Raw genomic sequence first — 14334 nt, 5'->3', positions numbered from 1 at the left:
CGTGAGGACCGAGCACCGATTCCTCTTCCCGTGTACGCTCGCTCCGTGCGCTCCCCGCAGCAGCTCCGCGACCTCTTCTCCGCGTTCGCGCCGCGCGTCGTCTCCGGCCCGATCTCCCATTTCGGCCGCCTCCGGCAGAGCGCCGATACCTTTTGCGAGATCGCCCCCGCCTCCTCCGCCGAGCTCGCCGACGCCGTCGGGACGGCCCACCGGCACGGCGTCCCCGTGCGGATCCGGGGCCAGGGCCACGCGCTGAACGGCGCCTCCCTGCCAGCCGCGCACGAGCTCCTCCTCCGCACGGAGCGCCTCGGCGACGTCCGCTTCGAGGTGGAAGGCACCGTGACCGCGGGCGCCGGCGTCGTCCTCTGGAGCCTGCGCAACCTCGTGGAGCGCCACGGCTATACCGTGCCCGTCGTCAACGACGGCCACGCCGGGCCCTCGGTCGCCGGGTTCGTCGCCGCGGGCGGCTTCGGGCCGCGCTCCAACCTGCACGGGGGCTTCTGGGAGAACGTCGCGGCCCTGACGCTCGTCGACGGCGCGGGCCGCCTTCAGCGCGTCGACAGGCATCATGCGCTCTTTCCGTGGCTGTTCGGCGCGATGGGCCAGCTCGGCATCGTCGTCGAGGCGACGCTCGACCTCTGCCCGCTGGACACCGCGGCTCCCCCGCCCTACCCGGCCGGCGCCAGCGTCAGCCGCGAGCGCATCGCCGCCTCGCCGGAGCTCCTCGGCCCCGGTCCGGACGAGGCCGAGCGCGACGAGCGCCTCCTGTGGTTCACGCTGTTCACCCCGGGGAGGAGCCTCGCGAAGGCGCAGGCGCGGCTCGCCGCCCTCGAGGCGGAGCACGCGGGCCTGCTCTCGTACCGCCGGCGCTACGCGTACCCGATCCGCCAGCGGCGCCCGGTGCCGGCGCTGGTCTACCCGCGCGATGAGCCGTTCTTCGCGCTCGGCTCCTGGGGCGCGCTGCGCCTGCCTTCCGGGGACGCCGCGGGCCCGCTGCGCGCCCATGACGAGGCGCTCACGCGCGCCGCCATCGAGCTCGGCTGCCGCCGCTACATCCAGTCCGAGTCGACCTCCGGCGCCGACGCCTACCGCGCGTGCTTCGGCGAGGAGACCTACGCGGCGCTCCGCGGCCTCAAGGCGCAACAGGACCCGGGGGGCATCCTGAACCGCGGCTCCGTCTTCGCTCCTTGATCCGCAGGACCGCGGACGCGATCGCCTCGCCCGGCCCGCCCACCGACGCGCGCGCTCCGCCGGGCAGCGTTGCCTATCACGGATCGCCGTCCGGATCGTCCGTCGCCGTCGTCGCGGCCTGGGCCAGGAAGATGTCACGCACGCGGCCGATCTCTGCCGGCTCCGCGAGCACGTCGAGCCTGTCGCCGGCCTCGAGGATCGTTTGGCCCCGGGGCACGACGGTCCCGCCCTCCCGGTGAATGGCGCGAATGAGCACCCCGGCAGGCAGGTCGAGCTCGGCGATACGCTTGCCGACGACGGCGGCCCCGGACGCGAGCTCGAACGTGCGGACCCTCGGCTCTGCGCCGGCGAGGGTATGGGTCGTCGGATCGTAATGCCCCGCGAGCTCGTTCACCACGGTCTCTGGCGAGAGGGGCGTGTTGGTCGTGTAACCGGCGCGAGCGAGCAAGTGCGTGGCTACGGGCATCGTCAGCACCACGAATGCGATGATGACGATGGCCCGGGTGGTGACGGCCGGGTCACGGAAATGAAGGGCGGATGCCGAGATGATGCACGTCATCCCGAACACCGAGGCCTTCGATGTCACCTGGAGGCGCGTGAACAGGTCCGGCATGCGCAGGATGCCCACGGCCGCGAGCAGCATGAAGATGCATCCGACGACGAGGAGCGCGCCCTCGACGAGCTCGAGGATCATGAACCCTCCCCCTGTCGCTCGAGGTAATACGCGAACGCGATGGTGCCGAGGAAAAAGATGAGCGACAGCACCATCACCGCGTCGAGGAGGATGCCTTGGTCGGTCACCATCGCGTAGAGGGCGATGCCCCCGCTGCCGACCGTCGCCATGAGGTCCATGGCGACCACGCGGTCCGGGAGGCTCGGCCCGAGCAGGAGTCGGATGAACGCGACGACGAACGCCACCGTGACGACGGCGATCGCGACGAGCAAGAGCGGGGTCATCGGAAGAGCTCCTTCACGCGGCGCTCGAGGTCGTTCTTGATGGTCGCGCGCAGCGCGTCGGCGCTGTCCACGAACATCGCATGGACGAAGAGGACCGTGCGGTCGCTCGAGACGTCGAGGCCGAAGGTGCCGGGCGTCAGGGCGAGGAGGTTCGTCAGCACCGTGATCTCGAGATCGGTCGTCAGATCCAGGGGGACCGCGACGATGCCGGGGCGGCTCTTTCGCCGGATCGAAATGACGTCGCGGGCGACCCTGATGTTCGCCCGCACCATCTCTCGCGCATAAAAGAGCAGGAACGACAGCACCCCTGGCAGCTTCTCGAAATAGGTCGTGGGGCCGAGCAGGCGCCGGAGCCCGAAGAGCAGGAGGTACCCGAGGAGGAAGCCGAAGACGAGGCCCCCTGCGGTGACGCGGCCGAGCAGGGTCACCCAGACGATCGCCAGGAACAGATTGAGGACGAGGGCTCTCATGGGCGCCCCTCCCCCAGCACGGTGCGCACGTATTCGGTCGGCTCGGCGAGCTGCGCGGCGGCCCGCCGGACGACGTCGAGGAGCGGCTCGGGCGCCATCCCGAGCATGAAGCCCAGCGCGGTCAACAGGACGACCGGCACGTACAGGAGCGCGCGACGCCGCGCCCCGCCCTCGCGCGGGGCGAGGTCGGCCTCGGCGGGCGCGGGCTTCCAGAAGGCCTCGTTCCATATCTTCGTCATCGAGATGAGGGTGACGAGGCCGACGGCGAGGCTCGTGGCGACGACGGCCGCGGCCCCTCGCGAGCCGACCTCGAGCCCCGACCGCACCAAGATGAGCTTGGCCCAGAACCCCGACAAGGGCGGCATGCCGGCGAGGGAGAGGGCCGTGACGAGGAAGCAGGCGGAGAGCCCGGGGCTCCGCGCGAGGAGCCCGCCCTGAAGCTCGAGGGGGACGTCTTTCCCGTCGGAGCGCATGATGCCGCTGATGAGGAAGAGGTTCGACTTGATGATGGCGTGGTGCAAGACGAAGAAGATCGCCCCCGAGAGGGACGACAACGTGAACAGGCCGAGGCCCATGACCATGTAGCCGACCTGGCTCACGCTGTGGAACGCGAGGATCCGCCGGACCTCCCGGTGGGACACCGCGCCGAGCACGCCGACGGCCATGGTGAACGCCGCTATCCCGAGGAGGAGCGCGTGGGTGGCTCCCTGGTCGACCACGAAGACGAGGGTGAAGATACGCACGAGGGCGTAGACGCCCACCTTCGTCAAGAGCCCCGCGAACAGCGCGGTGACCGTCACGGGAGGCGTGTGATACGAGTCCGGCAGCCAGAAGAAGAGGGGGAAGACAGCGGCCTTGATGCCGAACGCGACGAGGAAGATCATCGCGAGCGTGATCCGGATCGACGGCGCGAGGCTCGGCAGCTTGAGCGAGAGGTCGGCCATGTTGAGGGCGTGCACGGATCCGTACAGGATGCCGAGGCCGGTGAGGAAGAGGGCGCTCGCGATCAGGTTCATCGCGACGTACTTGATCGCGCCCTGCATCTGCGGCCGCTCGTTGCCGAGCACCAGGAGCACGAAGGACGCGATCAGCGTCACCTCGAACCAGACATATAGATTGAAGAGGTCGCCGGTGACGAAGACGCCGTTCGTGCCCATGAGGAGCGCGTGCATGAGCGGGTAGAACCCGCGCGCCCGCCGTTCCCGGTCGATGTCCGACACGGAGTAGATCGACGTGACGACCGCGATGATGCCCGAGAGCAGGACCATCAGCGCCGAGAAGAGGTCGACCACGAAGGTGATGCCGTACGGCGCGGGCCAGCCGCCGAGCTGGGTCGACTGAATGCCCCCCCGGTGCACCGCGCGGAGCAAGGCGACGCCGACGGCGAGCTGAAGGGCGCTCCCGATGAGGCCGAGCGCGGGCTGTCTCCCTGTGCGCTGGAAGAAAAGGAGCGAGAGGGCCGCCGTGGTCATGGGGACGAGGACGGGCAGGACGAGGAGCACCTTCATGGGCGGGTCGATTCGAGAGAGTCGATGTCGTCGCTGCCCATCGTCCGATGAACGCGATGAAGGAGCACGACGGTGAACGCGACGACCGCGAAGCTGATGACGATCGCCGTCAGGATCAGCGCCTGGGCCACGGGATCGGCCGGCGGCGCCTGGAAGCCCCCTCCACCCCTGGGGATCAGCGGCGGGCGGCCGCGGACGACGCCGCCTGCCGTGAGGATGAGGAGGTTCGTCCCGTGCCCGAGCAGCACGAGGCCGAAGGCGAGCTTCACGATGCTGCGCCGGAGCATGAGAAACAGCCCCGACGCATAGAGCCCGCCGACGACGATCGCGAGGAGGACCGTCATGCATTCATCTCCGCGGTCATGAGGACGATCATGAGCACCATGCCCATCACCGCGGCATACACGCCGACGTCGAACATCACCGGCGTCCCCACCGCGACGTCGCCGAGCCCCGGCACGGGGACGGTCGCCCACAGGCCTTGCAGGAAGGCTCCGCCGGCCACGAGCCCGATGACGCCCGAGAGCAGGATCGTCGAGAGCCCGAGCCCCATGAGCGTCTGGGGCGCGACGCGGAGCAGCCGGCGCGTCGAGGGGACGTCGTACGCGAGGACGTGGAGCGAGAACGCCGACGCGATGATGAGCCCGCCGACGAACCCGCCCCCGGGCTCGTGGTGACCGCGGAGGAGCGCGTAAATCGAGACGATGATCAGGAGCACCATCAAGACCGGCGTCGCGGCGCGCAGGATCAAGGAGGGCATGGCTCACGCGCCCTTCCGCGTACGGGTCGCGAGCAGCGCATAGACCCCGATCCCGGCCATGCAGAGGACCGTGCACTCCCCCAGCGTGTCCATCGCCCGGAAATCCACGAGGATCACGTTGACGATGTTCCGCCCGTGGGCCTCGGCGTATCCCTTCTCCACGAAGAACTCGCTCAGGCTCGGCTCCGGGGAGAGCGTCGACGACATGAGGATCAACAGGGTCACCGTGGCCCCGAAGATCACGGAGACGATGGCGTCCGGGAGCCACACGCGCGCGGAGGATCGGGGCACGAAGCGCGGCAGATGGTGCAGGACGAGGACGAAGATGACGATCGTCAGCACCTCGACCATGATCTGCGTCAGCGCGAGATCGAGCGCGCTGAAAATCACGAAGACGAGCATGACGCAGATGCCGATCGCGCCGAGCGCGGCGACGACGGCGAGGCGCGATTGCGTGCGCGTCGCCATGGCCGCGGACCCGAGGATCACGCCCGCGAGCACGAGCTCCGGGAGCTCCACGTTGAGCGACGGGACCTCGAAAGGAAGGCTCCGGAGCAGCGGCGTCCCGACGAGCACGACCGTCGTCAGGACCGTGACGAGCAGGTAATGGCGCAGATGCCCCGTCTGGAGGCGCCTGGTCAGCCACTCCGCGAACCGGAGGAGCCCCGCGAAGGCAGCGTCGTAGACGCGCGCGGGGCCCCACGCCCCGAGGCGCGAGGCGGCGTCGAGGAGGCGCCCTTCCCGGCCGGAGAGGACACGGAAGAGCCCGAGACCGGCGAGGAGGGTCGCGACGCTGAGCCCGAGCACGGGGGTCAGGCCGTGCCACAGGTGCAGTTCGAGCGGCGCGGGTCGGCCGAGGATGGCGGTCGCCGCGAGGCCCGGGAGGTCGCCGAGGAGCCGCGGCGCCACCCCGAGGACGAGGCTCGCAGCCGCGAGCACGGCAGGCCCGAGCCACAAGGACGGCGGCGCTTCGTGGGGGAGCGTGGGCGCCGCCGGGGGACCCCCGAAGAAGGGGCGATGGGCGGCGACCAAGCTCACCACGACCAGCAGGGCGCTCGACAGGACCGCGGCCCCGGCGAGGACCGCCGTCATCGAGGGCGACGCGAGGACGGCCTCGTAGAAGAGCTCTTTCGACAGGAAACCGAGGAGGGGCGGCGCCCCCGCGCTCGAGATCGCCGCCAGCGCGGCCGCCGTCGCGGTGATCGGCATCCGCCGCGCGAGGCCCCGCAAACGGGTGACGTCGCGGGTCCCGGTCTCGTGGTCCAGGGTCCCCGCGGTCATGAAGAGCGCGCCCTTGTACAGCGAATGCGCGGCCAGATAGACCACCGCCGCGGAGACGGCCGCCCGGGTCCCGATGCCGAGGAGCATCGTGAGGAGGCCGAGGACGCTCACGGTGGAATAGGCGAGGATCCGCTTGAGATCCTCCTGCGTGACCGCGAGCGCCGCGCCGGTCACCATCGTGGCGGCGCCGAAGCCCGTCACGACGAGGTGCCATTCGCGCGTCGCGCCCAGCGTGGGATGCAGGCGCGCGAGCAGATAGACGCCGGCCTTCACCATCGTGGCCGAGTGCAGGTAGGCGCTGACCGGCGTGGGCGCCTCCATCGCCCGAGGGAGCCAGAAATGAAAGGGCACCTGCGCCGATTTCGTGAAGGCTCCCGCGAGGACGAGGAGCAGGATCGGCAGGTAGAGGGGGCTCTCGCGGACCACGTCCCCCGAGAATCGCGAGATCTGCGTCTCTCCGGTGACGACGACGAGGAGGACGAGGCCCGCGAGCATGGCGAGCCCGCCGCCGCCCGTCACGAGGAGCGCCGTCAAGGCGGCTTTGCGCGCCTCCGGCCGCTCGTGGTCCCACCCGATGAGGAGATACGAGCTCACGCTCGTGAGCTCCCAGCACACGAAGAGGAAGATGACGTCGTCGGCGAGCACGAGGCCCGCCATGGATCCCGTGAACAGGAGCAGATAGGCGTAAAACCGCCCGAGCCGCGGGTGCGAGCGCAGGTATTCGCTCGCGTACACGAAGATCAGCGCCCCGATACCGCAGATGAGCCCCAGGAACACGAGCGAGAGCCCATCCAGCCTCACCGCGAGCTCCACGCCGAGCGACGGGATCCACGGCAGCGACGCGTGATGGACCTCCCCCTCGGCGAAGAGCCTCGGGGCGAACTTCATCGCGAGCACGAGCGCACCGAGCGTGAGCGCCGCGAAGAGCCAGCCGGCCGAGCGACCGAGCCGGCGATAGAGGGCCGGCGCCAGCAGCGCTCCGACGAATATGCTCAGGACAGCCCACAGCATCGCAGCAGGTCCCCGTTCGATGCCGGCGAGGGCCCGAGGCGGGCCCCGGCGCGCTGCGCGTCAGCGGAAAAGTCGGTCGCGAGGACGAGCGTCATGCGCGTGGCTCCCGTTCCGAGCGAGCACGAGCGGCTCCAACCGCCCTGTCGACGAGATGGGTGGAGCCGGAGCTCTCGGGGCGCAAGCTCCACCTCGGCGGCCGCCTGCGCCTGGCCGGCAGGCGGGCGCGTCAGTCTCTACCGGTGGTCCTCGCGCGGCGGAGAGATCCATTCTGCCCTGAGGTCCCGGCGGCCAGCTCGCCTGCCCGTGCGTCGCCGACACGCGTTCGCAGCGCTGGATCGGGCGCGGTCCTTGCGCGCCGAGGGCGCACAGTCGCGCCCCGCGTGGGGCCCCGCCAAGGAGGCATCGAATGTACGTTCTTTTCATCCTGGTGCTGCTCGGCGCCGGAGCAGCCCTGATCGCGTGGGGGATGTGGATGCGCAGGCGCCTGCCCGTCGCGGCGGGAGCGCTGCTCGCGGCAGGCACGCTCGCGTTCTTCGGGTTCCTGAGCTTCTGGGGCGAGTACCTCTGGTTCGCCGAGCTCGGTTACACCGCGCGCTTCTGGAAGGCGACGCTGGCCCGGTTGCTCTCGGCGCTCGTGGCCGCTTCGCTCGGCGGGCTCCTCGTCTTCCTGCTGACGCGCCCTGCGCGGTCGCCCGGCGCGCGCCGCGTCCCGACGCTGCTCGGCGCGGCGCTCGGCGCCCTCTGGGGCTTCTTCGGCTGGGAGGTGATCCTGCGCTTCCTCGCGCAGGTGCCCACGGCGCAGCGCGACCCCATCCTCGGCCGGAGCACGTCGTTCTACCTGTTCTCGCTGCCGTTCTACGATGCTGTTACCTTCCTGCTGTGGGCCCTCGCGCTCTTCGCGCTCGCCGGGGCGGCGGTCGACGCGGGCCTCGCGTCGGCGCGGCGGACGGCCCGTCATCCCACCGCGGAGCACGCCGCGGCGCCCCCTGCGGGGCACGTCACGAGGCCCCCTGCGGACCTCCCCGCGGAGCGCGCCGCGGCGCCGAACATCGTGGCTCCCGCCGCGGACGCCGCGCCTGCCGGCGCCGCGCGGTACCGCGCGGTCTTCTTCTCTCTCGGAGCGCTCGCGCTCGTCGTCGCCTGGGGACGGTGGCTCGCGGCCTATCACCTCATGTACTCGTCGTCGGGCGTGGTCGTGGGCCCTGGCTGGACCGACGTCCACGTGCGCCTGCCCGCCACCCGCATCGTCGCCGTCATCGCGGCGCTCGTGGGCATCGCGCTCTTCCTCCCGCCCGTGCAGCGCGCCCTCTGCCGCGCCGCCGCCGTCGAGCGCGGCGCGGGCCGGCGCGCCCTGGCGTGGCTCGTCGCGCCGCCGGCGCTCCTCGTGGCGGTGCCGTGGGCGCTCGGCATGCATGCGCTCCCGGCGCTCGTCCAGTGGCTCAAGGTCGTGCCCAACGAGCTCGCGCTCGAGCGCCCCTACCTCGCCCACAACATCGCGTTCACCCGCGCGGGGTTCCGCCTCCACGACGTCGAGGTCACCGAGTTCCCCGTCTCCGACCGGCTCACCCGCGAGACCCTGGCGAACAACCGGGATCTCCTGGCCGAGGTGCGCATCTGGGACCCGCGCGCGCTCGACGCCGTGATCCAACAGTTCCAGGCGATCCGCCTCTATTACGAGATGCCCGGCATCGACATCGATCGCTACGCCGTGGGCGACCGCTACCGGCAGGTCATGCTCGCCCCGCGCGAGCTCAACGCCGAGAACCTGCCGCGCGATCACCAGACCTTCGTCAACCGTCGCTTCAAGTACACGCACGGCTACGGCGTCGCGATGGCCTCGGCGCACGACTTCACGCGCGACGGGCAGCCGAACCTGCTCGTGAAGGACATCCCGCCCGTCTCCGCCTCACCCGAGCTCGCGATCGAGCGGCCGGAGATCTATTACGGAGAGACCACCCACGGCTACGTGGTGGCCAACTCCAGGGAGCCGGAGTTCGACTATCCGAGCGGCTCGGAGAACGTCTACACGCGCTACGCGGGCACCGGCGGGATCGCGCTCGACGGCCTCTTCCGCAAGCTCCTCTTCGGGTGGAAGCTCGGCGGCACGAGCCTCCTCGTGTCCGGCATCCCCACGGACGACAGCCGGGTGATGTTCCGCCGCGAGGTCCGCGAGCGCGTGGGGGCGATCGCCCCCTTCCTGGCCCTCGATCGCGATCCGTACATCGTCGTCGCCGGCGGGCGGCTCCACTGGATCCTCGATGCGTACACCACGTCGAGCTACTACCCCTACAGCGAGAGCTTCTTCTCCGCCGAGGGCGCCGGGATGAGCGGGGCGCGCGCGCCGGGCGACGCGGGCGGGCGGGCAGGGTTCACGCACCACCTCCGCCGCGCGAACTACGTGCGCAACTCGGTCAAGGCGGTGGTCGACGCCTACGACGGCTCGGTGCGGCTCTACGTCTTCGAGCCGGAGGATCCGATCGTCCAGGTCTACAGCCGCATCTTCCCCGGCCTGCTCCTGCCGCGCGAGGAGATGCCGGCGGAGCTCCGCGCGCACGTGCGTTATCCGGAGGATTTCCTCCTCGCGCAGGGGCTCGTCTACGCGAAGTACCACATGAAGGATCCCGAGGTGTTCTACAACCAGGAGGACCTCTGGGCGCGCGCGACCGAGAAGTATTACGACGAGGTCCAGCCGGTGGAGCCCTATTATGTGATGTGGAGGCCGCCGGGCGAGGGGCGGCCCGAGTTCACCCAGATCCTGCCGTTCACGCCGAAGGACCGGCAGGTGCTCATCGGCTGGCTCGCCGGCATGTCCGACGGCGACAACTACGGGCGCATGCTCGCGTACAAGTTCCCGAAGGACACGCGGGTGCTCGGCACCCAGCAGATGGACACGAAGATCGATCAGGATCCGGTGCTGTCGGCGCAGCTCTCCCTGTGGAGCCAGCGAGGTCAGAAGGTGATCCGCGGCAACGCGCTGGTGATCCCTGTCGAGGACACGCTCCTCTACGTCGAGCCCATCTTCCTCCAGGCGGACACGGCGGCGTATCCGGAGCTCCGCGTGGTGGTGGTGATGCACGGCGACCGGATGAGCTACGCGAGCTCGCTCGACGCGGCGCTGCGCGGGCTCATCGAGGGCGGGCCGCCCCCGGAGCCGGCCGCGGCGGGCCTGCCCGGCGTGCCGGAGGGCCCCGGCGCGCGCGGCGCGACCGACGCGCTGGCGCAGCGGGCCAACGACGCGCTCGCGAGCTACCTGCGCCTGCTCGGCGAGCGTCGCTTCCACGAAGCCGCCGCATCGCTCGAGGCGCTGAGCCGGACGCTCGAGGCGCTCCAGGGTAGCCGCTCCGCAGACCGCGTCTTTCCCCTGGCCAGCTTCGGTTGCACGCTACGCGACGTCCGATGAGGGGCGTGCCCTCGCCGAGCGAAGAGGAGCGTGCGATGCCAGGAAGCAGAGAGCTGGTGCAGCTGCGTGCGGAGCTGTCGAGGTATCGTGAGAAGAAGAGCCGTGGGAAGTACCCGAGCGAGCTGCGAGACCGAGCCGAGGCGTACGCCAGGGAGCGTTCCCGGGCGGGGGCGACGCCGGCCGAGATCGCCACGGAGCTCGGTGTCCACAAGATGACTGCCGACCGATGGGTGGCTGGCGGTGAGCGCGCAGATGATGGTGCGTTGCCAGCGACCACCAAGGCGGCTCAGCATGTTCCGTTCCTACCCGTCGTGGTGCGCCCGGAGCGCCGAGAGGCGCCGCCTTTGCGGCTCAACGTCGCATTTACCGATGGGACGCGGATGCAGGTATGTGGGATAGGCGCGCGCGACCTCGTGGAAGCGATCGAGGCGTTGCGGAGGGGGCAGTGACCCCCGCGACGATAGCCGTGTATCTGGCCGTCGGTCCAGTGGACTTGCGTGGCGCGTTCGACCGGCTCGCCGCGATCACCCGGCAGGTGCTGTGCCTGGACCCAGCCAGCGGCGCGCTATTCTTGTTCTTCAACAAGAGGCGCAACCGACTGAAGGCACTTTGGTGGGACCGCAACGGGTATACAATTCTATACAAGCGTTTCTCGAAGGGTGCATTTGCTCTGCCCTCGTTCACCGAGGCTGACGGCAAGTGTATCGAGCTGTCAGCACAGGACTTCGCGCAGCTGCTCGCTGGTCTACCCGTGGAAGAGCTGGCAAGCCGCCGCCGGCTGGTCCACTGAGGCGTCTGCGCCGGCGCTCGTCCACCACGCTGCCGGCGCCAGCGCGGCCCGATGGCGGCCGGCTCAGCCTGATACGGAGCCGGCTCAGCCTGATGCGGAGATGGAGCAGGGCGCGAGTTGCATCCTCCCGAAGACCTCGCGAGAGCGCGGCGTCGAGGGCGCACCATGTTTGCCCCGCGTTCCCATTTTCAACAAAGGATTCTCATCAAAAACAGCCAAAAGTGCCTGCGTAAGGTACTTGCCAGGAGCCAGCGGAGGGGGCATCCATGGCGCGCCTTGACACGACCCGGTGAGACCGAGCTCCCGCAGGCGGCGGAGACAGAGCGCCTTGACGGCACGGCGCTCGTGCTCGGCTATCTTCAGGCCAGGGGACAAGGACAGGGGAGCCCCGCCGACCCCGCGTCGGTGGTCGACGCGCTGCTCCGGCGGGTGCAGGAGCTCGAGGCGAAGCTGGCCGAGCTTTCGACGGCGGAGCAACAGGCCCAAGAGCTCGCTCGCTCTGTCGAGTCGCTCAAGGCGTACAATCAACAGCTGCAGGAGACGATTCGGACGTTGGAGATCGGGTTCCGGCGCCACGTCTCCGAGCAGATCTCGCCTGACCAGCTGCGGCTTTCGCTGGCCGGCGAGCCAGACGCCTGTCCGGCTCAAGCTTCGTCGCAGGCCGAGACCCACAGCGCCTCGCCTGAGGCGGATCGGAGCGACGGCAGCATCCCGCCGCCGGGCCTCGCGAGCCCGGCGGAGCGTGGGGGGACCGCAGAGTCCTGCTCCAGCTCGGATCCCGGAGGTGGCAAGCGAGTTCAGCGCCACGAGCACGGGCGCCGTCGCATCGGTGTCATCCCGAGGGTGATCATCGAGACGCTGCCGCCGGAGGTGCTGCTCCAAGGTAGCGAGCGCTTCGAGCGTGTGGGCGTCGAAGACAGCTCGGTGATCGGCCACCGGCGCGGCGGCCCCGTGGAGATCGTCTGGCGTCGCCCCAAGTACGTGGCCAAGGCGGAGGCACCGGCGGCGAGCCGCGGAGCGGGCGAGGAGCCTGCTTCTTTGCCAGCCGCAGAGCCGGCCTTCAAGCGCGAGCTCGACGAGCCCCTCGTCGTGCGGGAGCACGAGCTCTTGGGGATCCCCGCGGACACGGGCTTCAAGCAAAGCCCCTTCGTCGACGGCGTCCTCGTACGCTACACGCCCGAGTCGGACGCTGCGGAGGACAGCGGCGGACCTGTGAAGATCGCCTCGCTGCCGGAGCGCCCGATCGCCAGATGCCTTGCCGATCCGAGCCTCTTGGCCCACCTGTTCGTCCACAAGCTCGACTACCACATGCCATACTACAGGCAAGAGGTGGAGTCGGAGCGCCACGGCTTCCGCATTGGCCGCGGCAACATGACACGCTGGCAGTACGACTGTGGCGGCATTGCGATGCGCATCGCCGATGCCATCTGGAGCGACGCGCTCTCGCGGTCGTGGTTCGCCATGGATGCGACGGGCACCGCCATCCGGGCCAAGGACAAGCACCGCTATGGGCATGTCTTCGTCCTCGTCGCGCCGGGCGATGGGGTGCTGTTCCGCTATACACCGACGTACGACGGTCCCACCGTCGCGAAGCTCTTCGGCGGCTACCAGGGGACGCTCGTCGCCGATGCCTCGGCCAACCACAACGTGCTGTTCGGGCCGGGCAAGGCGCGCGAGGCCGGCTGCTGGAGCCATGCACGAAGGCGCTTCTTCAAGGCGTTCAAGGCCGGGGCGGGCAAGGATGCGGCGTTCGCGCTCCAGGCCATCCAGGCGCTCTTCCGCGTCGAGGAGGAATGCGCCCTGTGCAGCCCGGACGAGCGTCTCGAGATCCGGCAGCGCGAGTCCGCACCGCTGATTGAGAAGCTCTTCGCCTGGGTCGAGGCGCAGCGGCAGGTCGTCCCGGAGCATTCGCCGTTGCGCGAAGGGCTGGTCTATTTGCACAACCAGAGGGAGGCGCTCTGCGAGTTCCTCTCCAACGGGGAGGTCCCCATCCACAACAATGCCAGTGAGAGGGCTCTGCGCCGCGTCGTCAAGGGACGACGCAACTGGCTCTTCCACGGCAGCGACGAGCATGCTGTCCGGGCCTGTGCCGTCACGTCGCTCATCGCGACCTGCCAGATGCACGGGCTCGACCCCGAGCTGTACTTGCAGGAGATCCTGACCGTGGCTCCGAGCTATCCGCTCAGCCGCATCCTCGACCTGAGTCCCAAGAACTGGGTCGCGACGCGACAACGCCTCATCGCCGAGGGGCGGCTCAAGTACCTGGACCTGGCTCGGATCTCCGGCTCGCGGCTCGTCTTCCGCGACCGCTGATCGCGCCGCGTCGCCCGCTTGCGTCGCGCCCACAGTGCTCGTTGCGTCCGGAGCGGCCGAGCCAGGCGCGCGTCCTTTCCGCGTCCGCGCCGAGGTGCGTCGGCTCGTCGAGCCGGTGCTGTCGTCGCTTCGCCCCGCCACCGTCGAGCTCGTCTCGACGGGGCGCCTTCGGTTCGCTTCGCTTCGGCGCTGCTTGTCCGCGCCTCGGGTCGGCCGCCGTTCGCCCACCTCCTCCGCCGACGGCTGGGCGGCGGTCTTGCGGCGCCGCACGCCGGCGGCCTCGGCCGCTCCTGCGCGCTCCTCCTCCTGCTCAGCCGCGCGACGCGGGCGTCCCTTCGCCCTGGCGGGGGCGTCCTCGCGGCCTTGCCATGCGACCTGCGGTGCTGACAGCTTCAGCACCGCTGTCGTCAGGCTCGGGACTTCGACGCCTGCATCCCCGCTCCGTCGCTTCGTCATCGCACCGCGACTGTACGCACGGGGCCGCCTTCCACAAGCACGCTTCGGAACGCGCTCTGCGGAGCGGCTACGCTCCAGGAGCCGTCGGCCTTCCTCGACGAGCGATAGCGGGAGGGCGCCGCGGCGGGGACGAACAGCCGGCACGCCGGACGCGAGGAACTTCGAGAGCTGCTGCGTCTTCGAGCCCCCCGCGCCGG

General features: G+C 70.2%; 12 protein-coding genes. 5 read left to right on the top strand and 7 right to left on the bottom strand.

Features of this window, described 5'->3' with window-relative positions; genetic code table 11:
• Positions 1–45: 45 nt before the first annotated feature.
• Positions 46–1191, top strand: coding sequence for an FAD-binding oxidoreductase (locus NQZ70_RS17020; protein WP_129575144.1), 1146 nt, complete (start codon positions 46–48; stop codon positions 1189–1191).
• Between the two features lie 76 nt (positions 1192–1267).
• On the opposite strand, the gene mnhG is transcribed toward NQZ70_RS17020, so the two are convergent.
• Genes mnhG through NQZ70_RS16985 form a run of 7 tightly spaced genes read right to left on the bottom strand, consistent with a single transcriptional unit; the run spans position 1268 to position 7178 of the window.
• Positions 1268–1885, bottom strand: coding sequence for a monovalent cation/H(+) antiporter subunit G (gene mnhG, locus NQZ70_RS17015; RefSeq protein WP_129575143.1), 618 nt, complete (start codon positions 1883–1885; stop codon positions 1268–1270).
• Positions 1882–2148 carry a monovalent cation/H+ antiporter complex subunit F gene (locus NQZ70_RS17010; RefSeq protein WP_129575142.1) on the bottom strand — a complete coding sequence of 89 codons (267 nt, stop codon included), beginning with the start codon at positions 2146–2148 and terminating at the stop codon, positions 1882–1884. Before NQZ70_RS17010 ends, mnhG begins: the two co-directional genes overlap by 4 nt.
• A complete protein-coding gene (locus NQZ70_RS17005) occupies positions 2145–2618 on the bottom strand; it encodes a Na+/H+ antiporter subunit E (protein WP_129575141.1) in 474 nt (157 codons plus the stop codon). Before NQZ70_RS17005 ends, NQZ70_RS17010 begins: the two co-directional genes overlap by 4 nt.
• Positions 2615–4126 carry a proton-conducting transporter membrane subunit gene (locus NQZ70_RS17000; protein ID WP_129575140.1) on the bottom strand — a complete coding sequence of 504 codons (1512 nt, stop codon included), beginning with the start codon at positions 4124–4126 and terminating at the stop codon, positions 2615–2617. The genes NQZ70_RS17005 and NQZ70_RS17000 overlap by 4 nt, the downstream gene beginning before the upstream one ends.
• On the bottom strand, positions 4123–4470 hold the full coding sequence (locus NQZ70_RS16995; protein WP_129575139.1) for a Na+/H+ antiporter subunit C: 348 nt from the start codon (positions 4468–4470) through the stop codon (positions 4123–4125). The genes NQZ70_RS17000 and NQZ70_RS16995 overlap by 4 nt, the downstream gene beginning before the upstream one ends.
• Positions 4467–4886, bottom strand: coding sequence for a Na+/H+ antiporter subunit B (locus NQZ70_RS16990; protein ID WP_129575138.1), 420 nt, complete (start codon positions 4884–4886; stop codon positions 4467–4469). Before NQZ70_RS16990 ends, NQZ70_RS16995 begins: the two co-directional genes overlap by 4 nt.
• A 3-nt stretch (positions 4887–4889) precedes the next feature.
• Positions 4890–7178, bottom strand: coding sequence for a putative monovalent cation/H+ antiporter subunit A (locus NQZ70_RS16985; protein WP_129575137.1), 2289 nt, complete (start codon positions 7176–7178; stop codon positions 4890–4892).
• Between the two features lie 406 nt (positions 7179–7584).
• Between NQZ70_RS16985 and NQZ70_RS16980 the strand changes: the two genes are divergently transcribed.
• From NQZ70_RS16980 to tnpC, 4 genes are all read left to right on the top strand, one after another.
• Entirely contained in the window at positions 7585–10578 is a 2994-nt protein-coding gene (locus NQZ70_RS16980) for a UPF0182 family protein (protein ID WP_129575136.1), read from the top strand.
• A gap of 35 nt (positions 10579–10613) precedes the next feature.
• Entirely contained in the window at positions 10614–11027 is a 414-nt protein-coding gene (locus NQZ70_RS16975) for a helix-turn-helix domain-containing protein (protein ID WP_129572580.1), read from the top strand.
• Complete coding sequence (gene tnpB, locus NQZ70_RS16970) at positions 10967–11368, top strand: IS66 family insertion sequence element accessory protein TnpB (RefSeq protein ID WP_129572581.1); 402 nt, start codon at positions 10967–10969, stop codon at positions 11366–11368. Before NQZ70_RS16975 ends, tnpB begins: the two co-directional genes overlap by 61 nt.
• 276 nt (positions 11369–11644) lie before the next feature.
• Entirely contained in the window at positions 11645–13681 is a 2037-nt protein-coding gene (tnpC, locus tag NQZ70_RS16965; protein WP_165374010.1) for an IS66 family transposase, read from the top strand.
• Positions 13682–14334: the final 653 nt, after the last annotated feature.

Source organism: Sorangium sp. So ce836, from assembly GCF_028553905.1.
Lineage (GTDB): Bacteria > Myxococcota_A > Polyangia > Polyangiales > Polyangiaceae > Sorangium > Sorangium cellulosum_D.
Note: the sequence above shows the minus strand (reverse complement) of the source record. Positions and strands in the feature narration are given on the sequence as shown.